Genomic DNA, 20125 nt, shown 5'->3' on the forward strand with positions numbered 1-20125 from the left:
AAATGAAGTTCGATGTGAATAAAGTATATACCGCGGTAAACGCAAGTGAGCTTAAAATTGGTGATAAAGTATATGTTGCTGATCGTTTAGCCGATTTAAAAAGGATAGTTGAAATGGATCAGGTTGAGTATGTGATAAAAATAGGGGCTATACAGAAAGAAAATGAAGTTAATAGATTTATTGTAAAGGATGATTATTCAGATGATATGATTGATTACGCTCTTGCATATCTTGTAGAAAGAGCATCTGAAAAGAGAAAAAAAACTGTCTACATAAGCGGACAGATTACAGGACTTGATGAGGGCGAGTACAAGGCTCTTTTCAACAAAGCGGAGGATGTTCTCCGACAGTTTGGATATGAGCCTGTAAATCCAGCGACACTTGATGAAACAGAAAACACAAAGAACTGGAGCTGGCACGACTACATGAAGCGCGATATAAAACTGATTTGCGACTGCGATTATATCTACCTTCTTCCGAACTGGAGAAATTCCAAGGGCGCAACGTTTGAGTATATGATAGCGGATGCTCTGAACATTCCGTGTCTTAATATACAGGATGTTCAAGAGGCTCTGGGATAAAAAAAGACTTTTTTATGGAGGAATAAAAAAATGAAATTTGACAAGAGTAAAGTGTTCACTGCGTTGAACGCAGATGAACTGAAGCCAGGTGATAAAGTTTACCTTGGTGATAGTATTGCTGAATTGAAGTATAAACTTGAAAACGAGGATTATAGTCCTTCAATACTTACTATTATCGATATTGATGACTGGAACTTTAGTTTTGTTACAAAGAAAGATGTGGGTAATTTAGCCTATCTTGTAGAACGTACAAAAAGAAAGGAGTTTAGACCTTATAAAGACTGTGATGAAATGCTTGCAGATTTTAAGAAACGGTTTAATGCTAATTGGGCTGATTATGAAATGCCCTTGATTTGGCTCAAGCAGAAGTCAAAAGATGTTTGTATTTTTATGCAGGAGTTTGCTTTTGGTAGTGAAAAGATGACTTATGATTTACCTTTTTTATTTACGCATTATACGTACCTTGACGGTACGCCATGCGGAATGGAGGCATAGAAAATGTTTATAGATTTTACAGCAACATTAGTCAAATGTGATTGTTGTGGGAAATATTATGATGCTGTTCTGGGTGTCGAACTCTGGTTCAGAAGTAAACAAGAGGCAACTGAAGCAGTGAAAGATGACGGCTGGGAAGAAATAGACGGAAAACTATATTGTGCTAGTTGCTATGAGTACAACGAAGACACAGATGAATATGAGGTGAAGAATGACAGAAACAGAGAAACAGTTATTAATTAACACACCTATTACAGAAAATTTGTTTGAAGAATGGAAAGAACCTTACGAAGATGTAAAAGTTGAACATTTTCCGCATCCGCAAAATAAAAATAAAACTTGTACAATGCACCTTTATCCAATGACAATTTTTCATTCCTTGATAGAAAATTGTGAGGCTTTGCGGCGGAAGTATTTGGAAACAAAAGATGAAAAATATTTTTATTATTTAATGCGCTTATTACCAAGAAATTTAAAGCAACTTGAAGAGGAAATTAAATGAATGTAGGTGAGTTTGCAACGCTTGTTGAGAATATGCGGTTAGCACAGAAAAAATATTCAAAAGATAATGATATTGATCTGGAACGATAACTAATGCACAAAGATTCAATAACCGGAACAGAAGTCATTGATTATGACTTTTTTGGAAAGAAAATATATCCTCCTCGAAAAATTAAGCAGACTGATGCTGGGAAAGAAATTGCTGCTCTTCTTCGTGAATTAGACTATATGTTTTATCCTGGAAGGAGAGAGAAAAAAGAATTTCATTCAAGAGTTGGTGGTGGTATTTCTCGAAAGCAGCCTTGCATGGTAAAGCTCTATTACACGGATAACAAGGTATCTCATAAAGAATTTTTAAGACGGTACATGACTCAGGAAAATAAAAAGAGTGTTACTGATAAACCTGAATTATTCAATTATGAATATGATGAAGTACCGGAATCTGTAATAGTTGATTATGAAGAAAACAAAATGGTTGATTTGGGGTTTAAATTCATAATAAGTCCTGAAAGTCAGAAAATACCCATGAAAGAGCTTGTAAGGCAATATGTACATAATCTTGAAAAAATAACAGGTCATAAATTCACATGGTTTGGAGCTGTTCACACTGATACTGGTCAGATTCATGCACATCTTTTGATTAATGGTGTTGATAAAGTAACTGTAGAAGAAATAAGATTTGGAAGGGAAATTGTAAAAGAAGTTGCAAGAAATATTGCCAGTAATATTAGTACGAATCTCGTTGGGCCGAGAAGTGCAGAAGCTATAGAAATTGCAAGAAAGAAACTTCCTTATGCAAAACGGTGGACTCTTATTGATGACCACATTACTAAATATGGTTATTACAGGGAATTTGAAAATACAAGAATGGTTTCTGGAAGTGAATTTGAAGCTGAAAAAACTACTACAGATGATATTGAGCTTATAAGGCTTAATACCCTTGTCGAAATGGGGCTTGCAATAGTTTACAGAAAAGAAAATCCGCCAAAATACTATCTTGAAAAAGGCTGGAAGGATAAGCTTAAAGCTGTCGGCCGTTACAACACTTATCTTGAAGTAAGAAACCGCCTTCGCTTTACCCCTTTTTACAACCTTGAACTTTATAACGGTAGTATGGGGCAGGTTGAGGGAGTAGTTTCTCAGGTCTATAACATGGATGATGAGAATATCTGGAATAATGCAATTGTAATTGAAAACAAAAAACTTAATAAAGCATGGTATGTGCCTACAAGGATAAAACTCAAAGATGAAGACCTCGGAAAGTTCATCACAGTAAAGGCAGAAAAGAACCAGAAAGGAGTTTTACGGCCTTTTATCACAATTCATTAAGGATTTTAATTAGCGTCTTCGGGCGCTAATTAAATTTTGTTTTTGCTATTAATTTATTCTTCTTGAATTTATTGTTTATTGGAGTATACTTAATTTATGGAAAAGAAAAAAAGCGGTAATATGGGAAGTGAAAACTGGGGCGGAAGAAGGGAAGGCTCCGGCCGCAAGAAAGGCGATAAGGTTTATAAAACAGTTTCTGTTGCAGGAACAGAAGAAGAACTTTTACAGCTTAAAAATATTGCAAAAGAAAACAATAAAACATTAAGCCGCTATGTAATTGATTCACTCGTTTATAAAAAATAAAATAAATTTAAGAAAAGGAAACATTTGAAAATAATAGAGTAATATAATCTATAAGTATTGACACATTATAAACTGTAGATTATATTACTCTATAGAAAATCCACACACTTTTCTAAAGACATAATCTTTCGCTAATTATATAAAGAAATGAAAGGAACAGACTTCTTTTCGTAAGGGAAGAAGTATGGAAAAAAATGAATTCTTACGGCAGGATCCGAAAAAATCTCACAGAAAGTTAATTTATGATTTAACTAATCTGATTATACCTGTGCTTATTCTGATTATCGGAATTTTTCTGTCTACCCAAAAGTTTGCAGAAATGATGGGCTATAATCCTTCGTACTGTGAGCAGCCTATTTATATTCTCAAACACAGTATAGGAAAATATCCGGCTGGTTATCCTATTTTTAATCCGATTGTAATTTTAATTACGATGTTTCGTAATCCTTTTGACCATCTTGTTCAGGATGCAATAGGACAGGCTTCAATTCCAGGAACAATATGTGCCGTAATTGCTGTATTCACATGGCTTACGATTTCTATAATCAGAAGCCGTGGTTTTAACAAAAATGACAATATCTATGGAACGGCTCGCTGGGGAACAAAAAAAGACTTAAAGAAATTCGGTCTTTGCGAGGAGCATGGAGTTGTCCTTGCCCAGCAATACGATGCAGAAACTGAAAGTATCATCAATAAAAAAGGTAACTTCGGATTAAGTCTTAAAAAATCCGCAAAACTTATCTGTCATGCAGGTACCTCTCATACACTTGTAATTGCTCCAACACGCTCTGGTAAAGGTGTAGGTACTGTTGTTCCAACCTGTGTTTCTTACCGTGAAAGCATGATTATTTTTGACCCTAAAGGTGAATTATATAACATGACTGCTGGCTACAGAAAAAAGTTCAGCCGTGTTATCAAGTTTTCTCCAGTTCAGATGGAGACCGCATGTTTTAATCCGCTGGAAGAAGTTGAGCTTGATGAAAATGCCTTCCGTGATATTGGTACAATCCTCACAAACATTTTCCAGAAAGGTGATAAAGGAGGTGATTCTAACTCAGATTTCTTTGACAATAACGCAAGAGACCTTTTGACTGGAGTTATTTTCCATGTTCTTTCTGCGGTAAATGAAGACGGAGAACACCTGTATAAAAGGGAAGAGCGATGTATCGCTGGTGTTCTTCGTATTTTCGCCCGTGCAGCCTCTGGTACCGATGAGGAAGGTAATCCACTCCCGGCAGGGGAGGCTTTACTTGATGAAATGATTAACTCTAAGCATCTTGATAAAAACGGTGAAGTTTCAGATTACATTCACGGAATCATTCTTGATGTTGCAATGTCTGCAAAACAGCAGCATGAAAAAGTACGCTCGGACATCATGCAGACAGTTCAATCAAAACTAAACCTCTTCCGTGATCCGTTTATCCGCCATGTTACAAGTAAATCTGATTTCAAACTTTCAGACTTTTATGAAAGTAAAGAACCGATTTCACTTTACCTTACCTTGCCGTTTGGTGATGTAGACCGTATCATGCCAGTTTTCCAGCTCATCATTGACTTTATTGTAAGACGCTTTTCTTCTGGAGAATTGAGGGCTGGTGAGAAAGAAAAGGTTTTAAAGCATCCTATTCTTTTTATGATAGACGAGTTCCCTGTTTTGGGAAACATGAAATTCCTTGCTACTTCTCTTGGTATCTTAGCTGGTTACGGTCTTCGCTTCTACCTTGTAGTTCAGGCATATCAGCAGCTTGTAAAGATTTATGGTCAGGAAAACACATTTATTGATAACTGCCGTTATATTTTGATTTATGCACCAAATAATCCGCAGGACGCAGACAAATTTTCAAAAATGATTGGTAAAAAATCAGTTTCTAAGGAAAACCTTTCTGTAAGTGGCTCCCGTTTTTCTGTAGCCCTCAATAACCTTAATACTTCTTCTCAGGAAATGGCTGTAGACCTTATAAACCCAGATGAGCTTATGAAGGTTCCTTATACGGACTGTATTATCCTTGGCCACAATATGCCGCCATATATGGGAAAGAAAAATGTCTTTTATGCTGATGAGCGTTTCAAGTGGAAAGTATTTAATGAAAACGTTGATACTGGAAAAGTTGAAACAGGTTTTCCGGCTCCCTATGCTCAGGAAGATATAGACAGAGAAACCGCTGGACTTCCTTCTCAAATTAAAAAAAGAGAAGAAGATGCAAAAGAAAAGAAGTTTGAAGAAGAAATAAATGAGAAGAAAGAGCTTAAAAAGGAAAAAGAAGCATTTGACCCTATAGCGTTTCTTGAAACTTATCAGGCAGACGATAAAGGCGAAAACGTTGAATGGGATGCTCCTTTTGACATTGAAACAGATGATGATGAACCGCCTCCAAAAAAGTCGGAGTATACGCTTGAAGATTTTGATTCAGAAGGCGATGTCGTCTATGAAAATACAGAAAATTAATTATTTAGAGGAGAATATATTATGAAAGAAATTAAATTAGAAATGAATGTTGAAATTGAAAACAAAAACTTTACACCAAGGACACGTCAAGAAATTGCTGATTTTTTTGGATTAGTATTAATTGAAAAAAAAGTCTGGTGTATAAGAAATCCAAAACCTATAGTTTGTCTTTCTATGGTTTCAAGACATGAGGAAATAACAAAAATCGGTGAAGGTGCTATTCTTGAAATTCCTTATCAATTAGTAAAAGAAATTACTTCTTTAAAAAATATTTCAGAATACAGAGATACATTACCCAACACAAACGAAAGATTTATCCAGCATACTCCACAAGAAATTGCTGATTTCTTTAATGTGTTTATCGTAAAAGATTGTCTTGATGATTTTTTCATTTGTAAAGATTTACCTAACATTAACCTAGTAATGAGTAATGACTTTATTTACATGATTGATAAATTAAACTGCAATTTTAGTGAAAACGAATCAGAAGAGTTTGAAATTACAGGTTTGTTAAAGGATTATGATGTTGATTCAATAATAGCTCCAGGCTCTTTTAATAAGAATTTTAATAAAGATTTTCGTGATGTTTGTTTAAAACAAATTAATGAAGGTTTTAAATCATTTTCTATAAATAACATAAAAAGAGGGATAAAACAGTAGTGCTACAAGCATAAAACTAATTGTTTAAGGAGAATAAGAATATGCCAAAGAAAAATGGAGTATGGGAAAAGATTTGTTTTGATGAATTAAAAGATAAACATCTGAGAGAACTGGCAGAAGAAAAAGGGATTTCAAAAACACAAGTGCTTGAAAATGCCCTTGACCTTTATTATTCACAAGACGTAATGCCAGAACATATTGTTTTAGGCCGCATGACACAGGTTCAGCAGAAGCTTGAGCTTATGGACCGTAAGCTTGAGACTCTTGCCGGAATCTTTTATTCAATCATGCCGTATATTATCGGAGTCCTTCCTCCGCTTCCAAAAAATGAAGTCAATGCCAAAGGTGAAAAATATAATCCTGCCCTTGATAAGGGAAATGACGTGTTCAACAAGCTCGTCATCAATTACAGAAAGCAGATGCAGGCTCACAAAATTTCATTCATGCAGAATGTATGGGCAGACATGCAGGAAGAAATATTTTTTACACATTACGGAACGGAAGGAAAGGATAAAATCAAGGTTGATATAGGTGAACGAACAGCAGGCAATTAATGCTAGGGAAGAGAAGGCAAAACGTGTCTTTGACAATTTCCTTCAGGATTTGGGAATCGTTAAAAAATATTTTGAAGACCCTTCCATAACAGATATAAAAATTATTGGAACCGGAGAAATCATCATTGAAAAGTTTGTAGTTGGCAAAGTTTTTACAGGTGAGTTTTTGGAACCAGCTCAGGTAAAGGGAATTATTCTAAGTGCAGCACACCTTTTGAATGTAGACATTGATTATTCAACAGGGCTTCCAAAACTGGAATGTGTGCTTCCAAAGCCTTATAACCTTCGCTTTACTGGAATGCTTCCTCCGGCTGTCGCAAACGCAGAAATTGCAATGAGACGACCAGCAAGTAAGATTTATACGCTTGAAGAATACGTTAAGAATGAACAGCTTCAAAAAGATGAATATGAGCTTATCTGCAGGTACATACAGGAACGCAAGAACATTCTTGTAGGAGGAAGTACAGGAAGCGGAAAGACAACTTTTACAAATGCAATTTTGAGAAAAATGGTTGAGTATACGCCAAATGATTCGTTTTATATCGTTGAGGACGTACCTGAATTACAGTGTCCGGCTCACGATAAGACTTTTTTGAGCGTAAACAGAAAATGTGCAGCTGAAGCCGTGCGAACGGCTCTTAGATGGACTCCAAACAGAATTATATTCGGAGAAGTTCGTTATGGGGAGGTAGCCGATGAATTGATTAAATCGTGGAACACGGGTCACACGGGTAATGTGACAACAATCCATGCCGATACGGCAGGAAGCATGTTATTGAGGTTGGAAGATATTTTGGCAGAAGTTATAAACGGAAAGCTTCCCGACTTGACTCAGGTAATACATTTATGTGTTCACCTGAAAAAAAGACCTGGAAAAGCTCCTATAGTAGATGAGGTTATGCCTGTGAAAGAGGGTACAAAATCATTTATAAATATGCTTCGGGAAAATAATCTTGCATAGGTTTTTAAATTATAAGTGTAATTTAATCTATAAGTAGCCTTATAAAAGACAGGATAAATATTAAGGAGTGCCAAAATGGTATTTAGTTTTATGAGAAATCATAAAAAAACATTTTTGATGTTTTTTATGATTTGCGTGGTTTGTTCATTCACTTTTGCTGATGCAGCAAGTGAGATGAGCAATTCTGTAAACAGAATCGTAGACTTTTTCTCTTCAGGCTGGGTAAAGGGTATTGCATGTATCATGCTTATCGGTGAATGTCTTGGTCTTTTGTTTGCCGGAGGTCAGAATCCGCAGATTTTTAAGAAGTTCCTTCCGTTTATTATCGGAACGGTGCTTTTTATGTGTGCCGGAAAAATCATTACCCTGGTATTCGGAGATTTCGGAAACTCTCAGTTCTCTGAAGACCTGTCTAAAAATTAAAAGGAGAATTTTTTCTTTTCTTTCTGCAGCAAAAAACTCTAAGCAGTTTTACGCTGCAGATTGATTTGAAAACAAGGAGCGTGAAAAATGAAAAGTTTAAGTGATTTTGCAATGCCAGTTCATAAAAGCTTTCATCAGCCAGACTTACTTTTAGGAGTTCAGAAAAATATTTTTCTGATTATTTTTCTTATTTTTGCAATTGTAGCGTATCTGTTCGGTATCATTGCGTCTGCAATCCTTACGGCATTGATTTACATTCCTTGCCTGATTCTGACAAAACATGACCCGCACATGATTTCAATTGCGCTCAATTCTTTGATTGAACCTGACAGACTGGAGGGCTAAATGCTTGGTGTTGATTTTTTAGGAGCTAAATTCAAACTGTCTCAGAAACACAAGATGGATAAACTCTGTTATTATCTTCCTTACAATTTTTTAATCGGAAAATATGAAGAAGGTCTTGTATACCTAAAGCCAGGAGCTTTAATGAGGACTTATTCTTTTAAGTGTCCTGATCTTGGCAGTGCAAGTGCAGAAGCAATAAATGCCGTTTCTATGTATTTCAATGACTCTATAAAAAGACTCGGTGACGGCTGGGCAGCACATTTTGAAGCAAGAAGGCAGGTAACAAGAGATTATCCTGGTTGTAACTGGAACAATAAACTCGGCTATCTTATTGATTCAAGAAGAAAAGAAATCTTTCAGAACGAAAGCACACACTATAAAAACTATTATTTTTTGACTTTGACATATCAGGTAAAAAGTGACCTTACTTCCAAAGGGTCAAGCCTTTTATATAAATCAGACAATTCCGCAGGTCAGGATTATTTTAACCACCGGAATGTTCAGAAAGAAATTCAGCTGTTCAGAGATTTGTCTGAAGAATGTATTTCTTACGTAAAATCTCGCCTTGAAATTAGTCCGTTGAATAATGATGAAGTAGTCAGTTACATAGCATCCTCTATGTCTACGACATGGAAAAAAAGGATTGCTCCTACTTCTCCTGTTTTCTTTGATTCGTTCATTACTGAAGAAGACATTGAAACCGGAACTTGTATGAAGGTTGGAAAGATGTACTGTCCTATAGTTGCCATAAGGGATTTTCCGACAGAAACATATCCGGCTGTTTTTGACCTTTTGAACAAAGCTGATGTCGATTACAAGTGGACTACCAGATGGATTGGGATGAACAAGGTTGCTTCTGCAAAACTGATTGAAAAATATCAGAAGCGATTCAACAACTCACGAAAAAGCTGGGGCCAGGCTTTTGTAGAAGCTGCCGGAAATGTTTCTACCGACCGTGTAGACCCAGCTGCAATTGCCTTTGAGGAAGACACAAACACTGCCAAAGTTTCTCTTTCTAAGGATATGGTTTCTTTCGGCTACTATACTTCATGTATAGAAGTATGGGATGAAAACTATGATGTCGCTATGGAAAAAGCAACATACATAGCAGGTCTTATAAACTCGGCTGGATTCGGAGCCAAAATTGAGATTTCAAACTCGTTCCAGGCATGGCTTGGTATGCTTCCTGGAAACAATTATGCTGATGTTCACAAAACTCTTTTATCAAGCATAAACTGTGCGAACATTATTCCTCTGTCTTCGCTTTGGAGTGGAGACTTTAAGAACAGGTGGACTAGCGAGCATATTGGCTGCGGAGCGCCTCTTTTGACCGCTACAAGCCACCGCTCTCCGTTCTTCTTAAACCTTAATGTAGGCGATCTATTTCATTCATTTATTTTCGGCCCTTCTGGAGCTGGTAAATCTACGTTCCTCTGTCTTCTGGAAAGCCAGTGGCTTAAATACAAGGATGCACAGGTAATTGTTCTTGATAAGGATAAGACTGCCCGTGGAGTCTGTATTGCGAGTGGTGGAAGTTATGTTGAGCCAGGTGCAGATGATTTTGCGTTTCAGCCTTTAAAAGACCTTGAATCTGAGCTTGATATTACCTGGGCAAGTGAGTTTATTGAGCTTTTACTGAACGAACAGAATGTGATTGTAGACGCTCGAAAAAAAGATGCGATTCGTGATGCCCTTATGCAGCTTCGTGACACGAAAGCTCCAGAAAGGCGGGATATTACATCTTTCCAGCAGTATGTTCAGGATGATGATATAAAGGTCGGAATAGAGCCTTATACGCTTGACGGTCAGTATGGTTCAATTTTTGATGCACACGACACAAAGCTTGACCTTGCAAGATTCATCATGATAGAGATGGGAACTCTTATGAAGCTCGGTGAAGCGTGTGTTACTCCGGCACTTGCCTTTATCTTTAAGTTCATTGAAAAACGTTTTGCAAAAGAAAATGACGATAAAGGGCATCCAACACTTCTTGTAATGGATGAAGCCTGGGTATTCTTGAACAATGAATATTTTTCAACGAAGATTGATGAATGGCTTAGAACCTTGCGTAAGAAACATGTTGCCGTAGTTTTTGCGACACAGGATGTTCCTTCTGTTGCAAAGTCATCTATATCTTCAACAATTCTTTCTCAATGTCAGACAAAGTTTTATCTTGCAGACCCTAATGCTGCAAGTGATATGATTTCTTCTTACTACGCTTCTTTCGGTCTTGAAGAAGATGAAATTGCAGCTCTTTCAAGGGCAAGAATGAAGCAGGATTATTTTTACAAGTCTCCTAACGGCTCAAGAATGTTTCAGCTTGAGCTTGATAAATTCCAGCTTGCCTTGTTGTGTCCGCCAAAAAGCATTATGGACGAGCTTGAAAGAAGATACGGCCGCAACAGCGGAAAAGAGCTTGCAGAAGAAATTCTTGAAGCCCAGGGATTCAGAACTGATTTTTATATGAAGAACTATAAGTAGGGGAAGGGAAATGGATTTAAAAGAATACAAAAAACCTTCTCATGTTTATGCAAAATCATTTGAACTGAATGGTAAAAATAAAGCGGTTCAATCCATTGTTGTTGCTATTGAAGATGAAAACGTTTCTATTTCAACTCATCAAAGAGATATAAATAATGTTGTCAATAAAATGAAAAATGCCCGTCAACTGATTTATATATCAGATGAAATCGGGCAAGTGATTGAGCGCATAACGGTCAATCCGACCAGAGTGAACATAGTTCCTCCAACTCTTAATATATCACAATCACAAGAAAAATCAATAGAACTATTAAAAAAGGAAAATGAAAGATTGCGCCAAGAAAATTTATGTCTCGGAAAACAACTTCAGAAAATTACATTTCAACAGTTTCAAGAAAAGTCAAGTAATGAAAAAGGTAAGAGCCAGTCTAATAATAAAGATATTGATTTTCACCGTGGTAAATAAAAAAAACACCTGGCGGAGGAGGAGCCAGGCGAATTAATAGAGGTGTATCTCTAAAAAAATAAAAGTAAGTGTAATTATAACTACAAGTTGAAAATATTGCAAGAGTAATGTAATATACTTGTATAAAAGATTGTAATAATTAAATCATAATTTATTGGAGGAGCTATTATGAAAAAAATAAGAGCTTTGATTCTTGCACTTATTATAGGTGCCGGAGGTTCATCGCTTTTTGCACAGGGCTATCCTGTTTTGGATGTTGCAAATCTTATGCAATCTATAGAGTCTGTTTATCAGTATTACCAGCAGATTCAGAACACTATTGAGCAGGTCCAGAATACTTACAAGCAGATTGAACAGGCGGCTCAGCAGATGGCCTCAATGAACTGGGATGACCTTAAAGACTTGGGAAAAAACTTTAACGGTATGTCGGAAAATCCTTTTGAGGTAATAACCGGAGTGCGAAACTCGGCCCAGGATATTACAAAGGCCGTAAACAAAAACATGAACAAAGTTAATGCCTTGCAGGATTCTTTGACTAAAGAGTCCATTCAATTTGGTGACATGAAGTTTTCAGTTGCTGACCTTTGCGGAGCCGGAGACCCAGGGAAAAACCTTGCAGGATTTGCCCAGAACGCCTGGGATGTTACCGTGAGTGCAGGAGAAGATGCTGTATCAGGTTATGTAGGAAAACTTTCCTATAAGCAGAAAAGGGCAATAGCAAGAAAATACGGAATGTCTCCTAACAATTATGCAACGCTTGAGCTTGCAAATTATCAGCTTTCGGAAGCGGTAAAAGACCAGAACCTTTGGGCTACTATGGAAGGACAGAAACAGCTTTTGGAAGAATGTGAAAATGATGCAAATGCCATTGCAACTTTAGCTAAAGAACTGCCGGACGGCTCTGTATTTGCCGCAACCCAGCTGGTTTCTTCAAGCCTTGCTCAGACAGGAAGAATGATGGGAAAAATGCAGAATACTATCGTAAAGGGCTTTGGTGCTTTTACTCAGTGGATTTCCAGCAAGAAAGCAGAAGAGGCTATTAAGCAGCAAGCAGAGTATGAGAAAAAAATTAATACATCTGAAGCAGTTGTGTCTCCAGGTTTTGCTGATGAAGAATAAGGGGTTTGTTAAATGCTTACATCTATATTAATTAGTGTTGGTATATCTCTAGTTATATCACTAATTGGTGCTGCGGCTAAAACAGCTGCCGTTGGATCTGCAGCAGGTATTATTAATAATCTTTTTTCCATAGCAAACTTGAATTCTTGGGGAGGTTTTGACGCTCCTTCTAATGCTATGCTTCTACAGGCAATTGCTATGCTTGTAAACTTTATGTTTTATGCACAAAAACTTGTAATGGCAGGTGCTTTTTTTATGATTATATTCAACGCCTTTAAATTATGGGGCGGAACTATGGAATTAAAAAAAGCCTTTGTAGATATGGTTTATAAAACAATGGTTGTACTTGTTATAATGGCAATTTATCCGACAGTAACTCTTAAAATACTAAATTTGTCTACACAACTGGGAGTAGAAGCTTCCGGTGGATATGAAGCTGTTATGACATCTTTTAGCAAGATGGCCGAAAATACAAAAGAAATTTGGGAATCTGGTTCCAAAGAATTTGTTGAAATATTAAAAACTGGTGCAAAAGATGAAAATGGGAAAACAATAATTTCTGAAGATTTATTAAAAACTTTTGAAGATATTGGAATGACTACAGATGAAGCAAAACAATGGGCTACAAAACACAATCTTGAATTTGGAGATTCTGGAGCAAGTGGCATTTGGTTTTGGAAAAATGACCAGGCAAAAAGAGAAAGTAATGCAAAAAAAGCTCTGAATGATAAACAGAAAAAGAAAAAGATGAAACAGAGTCTTGCAATAATTAGGGCGATGTCTCAATTATTGACTGGTACGCCTGATACCTACCTTGTAGATGAAGGAGGAGAAGAGTATATTTCAGCTATTGACTTAATGAACATGGGAAATGAACAGCTGAATAAGATTTTCTATAATCCTTTCATTGAAGGAACAAAAAGACTTTCGACAAGCGCAATGATAAAAACTGCAATTGTAATTGCAACAATAGCTTCTGAAGGTTCACTTGCATCAATCAATGATAATTTTGATGAGGAAAATAATCCATCAATGAAAGATGTTTCTGAAAGTGATACAACAACATTTATTGGCTGGCTAGCAGGTTTATTCAAATCTTTCGTTTACAAGATGTCGATGGTTCTTGCAATGATTTTCATAATGCTAGAATATGTAATTTGTGTTATTGAATACTTAATTGTAGCTGCGGTTTCCTGTATTTTAATTCCTTTGTTCTTTATTGATGCAACAAAACAGTTTGCAACAAATATATTAAAAATGTTTTTGGCATATTTTACAAAAATACTTGTGACTACAATGATGTGCTTCTTCACGGTTTCTATGTATATTGAACTAGGTGCAGAATTCTGTAAAAAAACTGACTTATCATCAATTTCTACAGTAATTGTTTATGTTTTTACAATCGCATTGGGTATATTTTTATGTAAAAATTCTGGACGAATTGCAAGTGCTGTAATTTCAGGAAACCCTTCTCTTGGAATGGGCGACCTTGCACGAGAAATAAGAGGAGGACTACACTCTATGCACCATGCAGGACAAATGTTAGATAGAGGTTTTGACAAAGCAGCAAAAACAGCTCAAACTATTGGAAAAAGAGGTGCAGAAATTAATGCAAACCGTGAGGCAGCTGATTTCAGTGCAGGTAAAGCTGCAAGAGCTGCCCGTAATGATATTATACAGAAGGGTAAGAGTGGTGAGTTTGCCTCTGTAAATCCGACTGACCTTAACAGTAACGATCTTGCTGTAAGACAGGCAGCAAGAGACGGTCTTGCAAAACAGGCTAATGAAGCTGGAAAAAGAGCTTATGGTAGTGCTATGAAGGCAAGCATGGGTGAATTTGCCAAGGACAAGATGTTCGGAGCTTTGACTGGCGGTATGGTTCGTAATGGCGGACAAGGTAATTCTTCTTTCGGAAGACTTATTATCGGTCAGGAATTTCAAGATAAAGATGGTAAATGGAAAAAAGCTTCTTTTCAGGATGTTCAGGAAAGAAATGAAGAGCTTAGAAAACTTGCAGGTAACAAAACTGTAAGCCAATATCTAAAAGAAAAGGAAGAAGAAGGTAAACGTAATATTCGTGAAAAAGACAAAGACTGGCCAGAAGTAGGTTTGTAAATAATAAAGGGCTGCATTTGAAGTGCAGCCCTTTTTAGTTATCTTGAATAACCGTAGTCTGGTTCCTTTGATTTTGGTCGTTTCATTAAGATTTTACCATCACCATTTTCGTTTGATAAAGTACCTGTAACTTCCCAACCTTCTTTACCGAGATTATTTAATTGATTGTCAAAAGACCAATCTCCATTTTTTCCAAGCTCTTGAATGTGACGGGATGAAACAGTTTTATATTCCCACTGAGTCAATTCTTCGCTCATCTTTTTTCCTCCGGTTTTTAGTTTTTGCTCCAGTTCTGCGTTTTTGGCTCGTTCGGCATTAAGGGCTTGTTGAAGCTCGCTGTTTTTCCTGATAATTTCAGATTGCCCAAGTTCCTGAAGGGATTTTTGCTTTAGCTCTTCAAGTTCTTTTTTCAAGGCCTTGTTCTCGTTATCAAGCAGCTTGATTTCTGCAGAATGATTGTTCAAATCCAATGTTTTTTGCATCTGTATCTTTTCCCAGATATTGTGCATTACGCCAAAAAAATCATAGCCTGCTTTTTCGGCAAGCTTTTCAATCTTTTTGTCATATAAAAACATCATGGCAAAGTCTGCATCTGAGTCAGTGTTAAGCTCATAATCTGTCCGACACTTTTCAAGCCAGCGTTTTAACACTGAAATAAAAGCATCGTCATCTCTTGAAGCCTTGCTCTGAATCAGACTGAACAATTCTTGGTCTGCATAGCCTTTAAGCCTTTTTGCCATAGTATTTTAGTTTATCCTTCTTAATATAAATTTATAGCAGCAAATTCCTGTTGTCAAGTGCTTGACGGGGTATTATAGTAAATAAAATATATTTTTTTTGTTTATTATATTTGACATTTTAAGCATTTTTGTTTTATTATATAGACATTATGAGTAAGAGAGTAACGGTTATTATGCCACAGGTACAAAAAATTCTTTCTCAAATGGGCGATCAGATAAAACTTGCAAGGCTCAGACGAAAACTGTCTGCAGAAGTTGTATCAGAAAGAGCCGGAATAAGCCGTGCAACTTTATGGCAGATAGAAAACGGTTCTTCATCTGTTTCCATCGGAAGTTACGCATCTGTATTGACAGCCCTGGCCCTGCAGAATGACCTGCTACTCATTGCAAAAGATGATGTTCTTGGAAGAACATATCAGGATTTAAATCTGAAAGTAAGAAAAAGAACTTCAAAAACTTTTGTAAAAAAAACTTCTGAAGAAAACAAGTCCTTTAATATTATGGAGTATCTTCAGGAATATAAAAATGATGAAGAGTAAGAATGTTTGAAACCGAAAGAAAGATAATCGTGGAAGCTGCATGGATAAAAGATTCTCCTGTAATCGGAACTCTGTTCTGCAATATTGCAAGGGGGAATCAGATTTATTCCTTTGAATTTTCAGAACAGTGGCTTGAAAAATATTCTGAAATTGTTCTTGACCCTGATTTATTGCCTTACAGAGGAAGGCAATATTTGTCAAACTCCAAACCTATATTCGGTATTTTTGCAGACTGTTCTCCTGACCGCTGGGGAAGAAAACTCATGCAGAGAAGGGAAGCAATCTATGCAAGAGAGCAAAACAGAAGCATAAAGACTTTATATGAAATAGACTTTCTACTTGGCGTTCATGATGAGTCAAGAAATGGGGCAATAAGATTTAAGGATGACATTACAAAAAAATATTATTCTGATGAATCTTATCTTTCAACACCACCTTTTACTTCCCTTAGAGAACTACAGCAGCTTTCCCTTGATTTTGAAAATAACAAAGACCCTTATTCAAGAAAATGGATAGAACAGCTTGTATCTCCAGGCTCTTCGCTTGGAGGGGCAAGACCAAAAGCTACAGTAAAAGATACTGATGGTTCTTTATGGCTTGCAAAATTCAGTGCAAAAAATGATGAAATTCATGAATGTGCATGGGAAAAAGTTATTAATGACTTAGCGGTTTTAAGTGGCCTGAATGTTACTGAAACTAAGTTTATGAAATTTGACGATAAGAAAGGATGTTTTCTTTCAAGACGTTTTGACAGGGAAAAAGAAAAACGTATTCATTATTCTTCCGCAATGACACAACTTGGAAAAGTTGATGGCGAAACTGCAAGTTATCTTGATATTGCTCAGTTCATAAAGCAGAACAGTATGTTCCCTGATCGAGATTTAAAAGAATTATGGTCCAGGATAGCATTTAACATTGCTGTTTCCAATACAGATGACCATTTAAGAAATCACGGATTTTTATTGAAAAATAACAGGTGGGAACTGTCTCCGGTTTTTGATATTACACCGAACCAATATAGAAATGAAATGTCTCTCAATATTACAGAAGATGATAATTCAAAATCATTGGATTTGTTAATGAAAACAGCAAAATACTATAATTTAAGTCTTGAAGAATCGAAAAAAATTGCAATAAATATTTTTAAGACAGTTCAGAATAACTGGACTTCATTAGCCAGAAAATATGAAATCCCTGCGAGTGAAATAGAACTTATGAATGTCTGCTTTAACGACAGAAAAATCATTCCTCAAAAAACAAAAACTGCTGAAATTAAGGGAAAAAACATTTTTCCTTCGTTAGAACAGAAACATCCTGGTAGAGCTGATTAAAATTTTTAATCAGAAATAGAAACTCCTGTTTTTGTCCTATTCTTTTTATAAGTTAGATTTACATCACCCATAACTTTTTGAACCATTTCAATTTCATCTTTTGGTTTTAAGATTTTTAAATAATTGTCTAAAACTCTCTTATGCCTATTATCTTTTGAAGTCATTTGTGTAAGTGCATAAGATATTTTATCCAGTTCTTTTTCATGTTCTTCATCAGATGAAATCAGTCTTAAAAACTCTTTTACTATTTCATTCTTTCTGTATACAATGTTTCTTGACTGCTCAATTCTTGAGGAAAGGGTAGAAGCAAGTATTCTTCTTCTCTCGTCAGAAATCTTTTTATTTTCTGAAAGAAGTTTAGTGAAATATTCAGGAATATCATTAAGAGAATCAAAGTCAAGATTCTGTAATGCTATGATTGTTGAAAAGCGTTCCAGCTGTTTATATTGTCTTGTAAAAAATGGCTTTGCTTCTATATTTTTAGAATCCGTGAACTGCGGATATTTTAATTCTTCTGTTGAAACTTTATTGAACATAGAAGTTCCCGTGTCAAATATCGGGGAAAGCCCCAGCCATTCAAGAGTATTTGAATTGCGAAGAAAGCAGAAGTTACTGTAGTGCCTGTCTGTGTTTGCCATGATAAAATCAAGAAGAATCATTTTAGCGATGTCATTCTTTAATTTTTCTTCACTGCCTATTTTTAATGTCCTGCAGCAGCTTAATAAATGCTCAAAATCTGTCTGTTTTTTTTCCTGTTTTTGTGTATTGATGACATTCCATGCGCTTACAAGCTCAGTATTCTCATCAGTCAGATTACCGCATGAGCAGAAATAATCATTTCCGATTTTCACGATGTCGTAATCAATGTGAGGTATTTTTAATTTCCGGCATATTTCTGAAGCAAGGACTTCATTGAACGGTTCCTGTTCATAAGGGCCGCTGCCTCCTTTTATCAAAAGTCTTTTACCGTTTTCAATAATCCATTTTTTTAATAGCCAGCCGTCAGATGTGTTGTCAGGTGAGATAAAATTGATTTTCACATTCTTATTTTTACCGAAAAAAAGATTTCCAACATCTGGAGAAAAATCATTTGTATAAAAATTTACGTCTTTCCATTTCAAATGGCTGTTTTCAGGCTTTATCCAATACTGGTCTGAGAGGCTTAATCCCATAGATTTAATTATGAGTGAATTTAATGAAAGCCCTGCTATCTCAGAAAGAAACTTATCAAGGTTTTGCCTGGAAGAGGGTATGCAGCGGCCTTTCCACCATTCCCTGAATGCCGAAACTTTATTAACAGTTTTCTGTGATTTAAGAAATAATGGAACATGCTCATCATTATAAATTTCATTTATTGCATAAACTTCATCATTCAGAATTTCAAGATTGAGGACATTTATATCTTTGTGACAGAGAATGTAATTCATTTAATTCACTCCTATTTTATGAGTCAAAATGTAGTCATCAAGATATGAAACTGGATCAAACATATTTTTGCTTATTGAGTCAATTTCATTAGAAACAGATGTTTCCGAAAACAAAGGCAAAGACATTTTAAAAGGCAAGCCCTGTTCAATAACAACACGATTAAGAAAAAGCCTGACTGCTGAAGATAAATCCAGCCCCAGGTTGTTGAGAATTTCAGTTGCCTCTGTCTTCAATTTTTCGTCAATTCTAACCTGTACCTGATTTTTACTCATAACTCATCCTTGTAACTCGTTTGAATTACATTATAAATTTGAAATGCCATAAAATCAAGGTTAGTAAAGCTAAAATTTAAATTCTCTTGTTTATAATTTTTCTTGACAATATAAATAGATTATATTACACTTAAACCGACACGAAACCCCTCCTCGTGTATTTTTTTAGATTTTACTCATTGATATGAGTCTTATTATTTTTCTTGACCACACACCTTGAAAAATAAAAAAAAAGATTCAACGGACTTACTGTGTCCTGGTATTGGGTATTTGGAGAAATACATGGGATTACTTACTTTTTTTTCTGATGGAGATGCCTCACCAACTCCGTTCAATCAATTTAATAAGAAAAAGAAACAAGCCAAAAAAGTAAACGATGACGGAAGCTACAATATTGATATGGTAGCTGCTGCTGATACGATACAAGGGCTTTCTCAGAAGAATGCCCGAATGTGGCAGATTATAGCTTTGGTTTCTTTATCTTCTTTTATCATCTCTTTGTTCATCTGCTTTTATGCCGTCCGGCTTCCGAAAACTATCCCTGTTATCGTTACCGTTGATACAGACGGAAACGCAACTTATGTCGGAAAAGTAGACAAGTCTTCCTGGGGAAAGACAAGCATTCCTGAAATCCACAAAACATCACAGATTAAAAAACTTGTATCAAATATGTTTACCTGGGTAATCGACTACAATGCACAAAACCAGTATTTGCAGGAAGCTCAGAATATCTGCCAGGGCGCTGCCTTAAATCAGCTTGATACATTTATCCGTGCAAACAATCCTTTTGACTGGCTTGGTGTTAAGACTCAGACAGTAAGCTGTGAAGAGCCACTTAAACAGACAAACACTACTTATGTAATTTACTTTAACGTAAACACATACCAGAACGGTCATCTTACTCAGACAAGAAGGTTCTCGCTTCTTGCTACTATCGGATATTTTGAAGTTACAGAAAAAACTAAGGATTTGAATCCTTTGGGAGTATACATCACTTCTTTTGACCTTAAAGAAGTAATAAAAAATTAAAAAGAGG

Annotated in this window: 22 protein-coding genes; 19 read left to right on the top strand and 3 right to left on the bottom strand. The window is 36.0% G+C overall.

Features of this window, described 5'->3' with window-relative positions:
* Positions 1-2: 2 nt before the first annotated feature.
* The 16 genes from IWA51_RS03425 to IWA51_RS03500 all read left to right on the top strand — a co-directional run bounded on the left by IWA51_RS03425 (position 3) and on the right by IWA51_RS03500 (position 14779).
* The gene (locus tag IWA51_RS03425) at positions 3-581 is read left to right on the top strand and encodes a DUF4406 domain-containing protein (RefSeq protein ID WP_198443214.1); all 579 of its coding nucleotides are present in this window, start codon (positions 3-5) and stop codon (positions 579-581) included.
* 30 nt (positions 582-611) lie between these two features.
* Positions 612-1076 carry a hypothetical protein gene (locus tag IWA51_RS03430; RefSeq protein WP_198443215.1) on the top strand — a complete coding sequence of 155 codons (465 nt, stop codon included), beginning with the start codon at positions 612-614 and terminating at the stop codon, positions 1074-1076.
* A 3-nt stretch (positions 1077-1079) separates the two neighbouring features.
* The gene (locus tag IWA51_RS03435; protein ID WP_198443216.1) at positions 1080-1319 is read left to right on the top strand and encodes a hypothetical protein; all 240 of its coding nucleotides are present in this window, start codon (positions 1080-1082) and stop codon (positions 1317-1319) included.
* On the top strand, positions 1288-1578 hold the full coding sequence (locus IWA51_RS03440) for a hypothetical protein (RefSeq protein WP_198443217.1): 291 nt from the start codon (positions 1288-1290) through the stop codon (positions 1576-1578). The genes IWA51_RS03435 and IWA51_RS03440 overlap by 32 nt, the downstream gene beginning before the upstream one ends.
* A 92-nt stretch (positions 1579-1670) precedes the next feature.
* The gene (locus IWA51_RS03445; RefSeq protein WP_198443218.1) at positions 1671-2906 is read left to right on the top strand and encodes a relaxase/mobilization nuclease domain-containing protein; all 1236 of its coding nucleotides are present in this window, start codon (positions 1671-1673) and stop codon (positions 2904-2906) included.
* A gap of 96 nt (positions 2907-3002) precedes the next feature.
* A complete protein-coding gene (locus IWA51_RS03450) occupies positions 3003-3209 on the top strand; it encodes a hypothetical protein (RefSeq protein ID WP_198443220.1) in 207 nt (68 codons plus the stop codon).
* Positions 3210-3393: 184 nt separating this feature from the next.
* Positions 3394-5655 carry a type IV secretory system conjugative DNA transfer family protein gene (locus tag IWA51_RS03455; protein WP_198443221.1) on the top strand — a complete coding sequence of 754 codons (2262 nt, stop codon included), beginning with the start codon at positions 3394-3396 and terminating at the stop codon, positions 5653-5655.
* Between the two features lie 21 nt (positions 5656-5676).
* Positions 5677-6315 (top strand): hypothetical protein, encoded by a 639-nt coding sequence (locus IWA51_RS03460; RefSeq protein ID WP_198443222.1) that lies wholly within the window; start codon positions 5677-5679, stop codon positions 6313-6315.
* A 41-nt stretch (positions 6316-6356) separates the two neighbouring features.
* Positions 6357-6869 carry a hypothetical protein gene (locus tag IWA51_RS03465; RefSeq protein WP_198443223.1) on the top strand — a complete coding sequence of 171 codons (513 nt, stop codon included), beginning with the start codon at positions 6357-6359 and terminating at the stop codon, positions 6867-6869.
* Positions 6847-7830 (top strand): ATPase, T2SS/T4P/T4SS family, encoded by a 984-nt coding sequence (locus tag IWA51_RS03470; RefSeq protein WP_198443224.1) that lies wholly within the window; start codon positions 6847-6849, stop codon positions 7828-7830. Before IWA51_RS03465 ends, IWA51_RS03470 begins: the two co-directional genes overlap by 23 nt.
* Before the next feature lie 75 nt (positions 7831-7905).
* Entirely contained in the window at positions 7906-8253 is a 348-nt protein-coding gene (locus IWA51_RS03475) for a TrbC/VirB2 family protein (RefSeq protein ID WP_198443225.1), read from the top strand.
* A gap of 87 nt (positions 8254-8340) precedes the next feature.
* Positions 8341-8598 carry a VirB3 family type IV secretion system protein gene (locus IWA51_RS03480; RefSeq protein ID WP_198443227.1) on the top strand — a complete coding sequence of 86 codons (258 nt, stop codon included), beginning with the start codon at positions 8341-8343 and terminating at the stop codon, positions 8596-8598.
* Positions 8599-11079, top strand: coding sequence for a TraG/VirB4 family ATPase (locus IWA51_RS03485; RefSeq protein ID WP_198443228.1), 2481 nt, complete (start codon positions 8599-8601; stop codon positions 11077-11079).
* Positions 11080-11089: 10 nt separating this feature from the next.
* Positions 11090-11545, top strand: coding sequence for a hypothetical protein (locus IWA51_RS03490; RefSeq protein WP_198443229.1), 456 nt, complete (start codon positions 11090-11092; stop codon positions 11543-11545).
* Positions 11546-11713: 168 nt separating this feature from the next.
* Entirely contained in the window at positions 11714-12664 is a 951-nt protein-coding gene (locus IWA51_RS03495) for a TrbJ/VirB5 family protein (protein WP_198443230.1), read from the top strand.
* Between the two features lie 12 nt (positions 12665-12676).
* The gene (locus IWA51_RS03500; RefSeq protein WP_198443231.1) at positions 12677-14779 is read left to right on the top strand and encodes a TrbL/VirB6 family protein; all 2103 of its coding nucleotides are present in this window, start codon (positions 12677-12679) and stop codon (positions 14777-14779) included.
* A 38-nt stretch (positions 14780-14817) separates the two neighbouring features.
* Here IWA51_RS03500 and IWA51_RS03505 read toward each other — a convergent pair whose 3' ends face one another.
* On the bottom strand, positions 14818-15519 hold the full coding sequence (locus IWA51_RS03505; protein ID WP_198443232.1) for a hypothetical protein: 702 nt from the start codon (positions 15517-15519) through the stop codon (positions 14818-14820).
* Positions 15520-15668: 149 nt separating this feature from the next.
* Here IWA51_RS03505 and IWA51_RS03510 point away from each other — a divergent pair, with 149 nt between their 5' ends.
* Positions 15669-16058: a helix-turn-helix domain-containing protein gene (locus IWA51_RS03510; RefSeq protein WP_198443233.1), complete on the top strand. Its 390-nt coding sequence runs from the start codon at positions 15669-15671 to the stop codon at positions 16056-16058.
* A gap of 2 nt (positions 16059-16060) precedes the next feature.
* Positions 16061-17389, top strand: coding sequence for a type II toxin-antitoxin system HipA family toxin (locus tag IWA51_RS03515; protein ID WP_198443234.1), 1329 nt, complete (start codon positions 16061-16063; stop codon positions 17387-17389).
* A 5-nt stretch (positions 17390-17394) separates the two neighbouring features.
* Here the strand turns inward: IWA51_RS03515 and IWA51_RS03520 are convergent, their stop codons facing one another.
* Positions 17395-18816 (bottom strand): HipA domain-containing protein, encoded by a 1422-nt coding sequence (locus IWA51_RS03520; protein ID WP_198443236.1) that lies wholly within the window; start codon positions 18814-18816, stop codon positions 17395-17397.
* The gene (locus IWA51_RS03525; protein ID WP_198443238.1) at positions 18817-19089 is read right to left on the bottom strand and encodes a type II toxin-antitoxin system RelB/DinJ family antitoxin; all 273 of its coding nucleotides are present in this window, start codon (positions 19087-19089) and stop codon (positions 18817-18819) included.
* Positions 19090-19371: 282 nt separating this feature from the next.
* Between IWA51_RS03525 and IWA51_RS03530 the strand changes: the two genes are divergently transcribed.
* Positions 19372-20118: a VirB8/TrbF family protein gene (locus IWA51_RS03530; protein WP_198443239.1), complete on the top strand. Its 747-nt coding sequence runs from the start codon at positions 19372-19374 to the stop codon at positions 20116-20118.
* Positions 20119-20125: the final 7 nt, after the last annotated feature.

Origin of the sequence: Treponema peruense, assembly GCF_016117655.1 — a bacterium.
Classification (GTDB): domain Bacteria; phylum Spirochaetota; class Spirochaetia; order Treponematales; family Treponemataceae; genus Treponema_D; species Treponema_D peruense.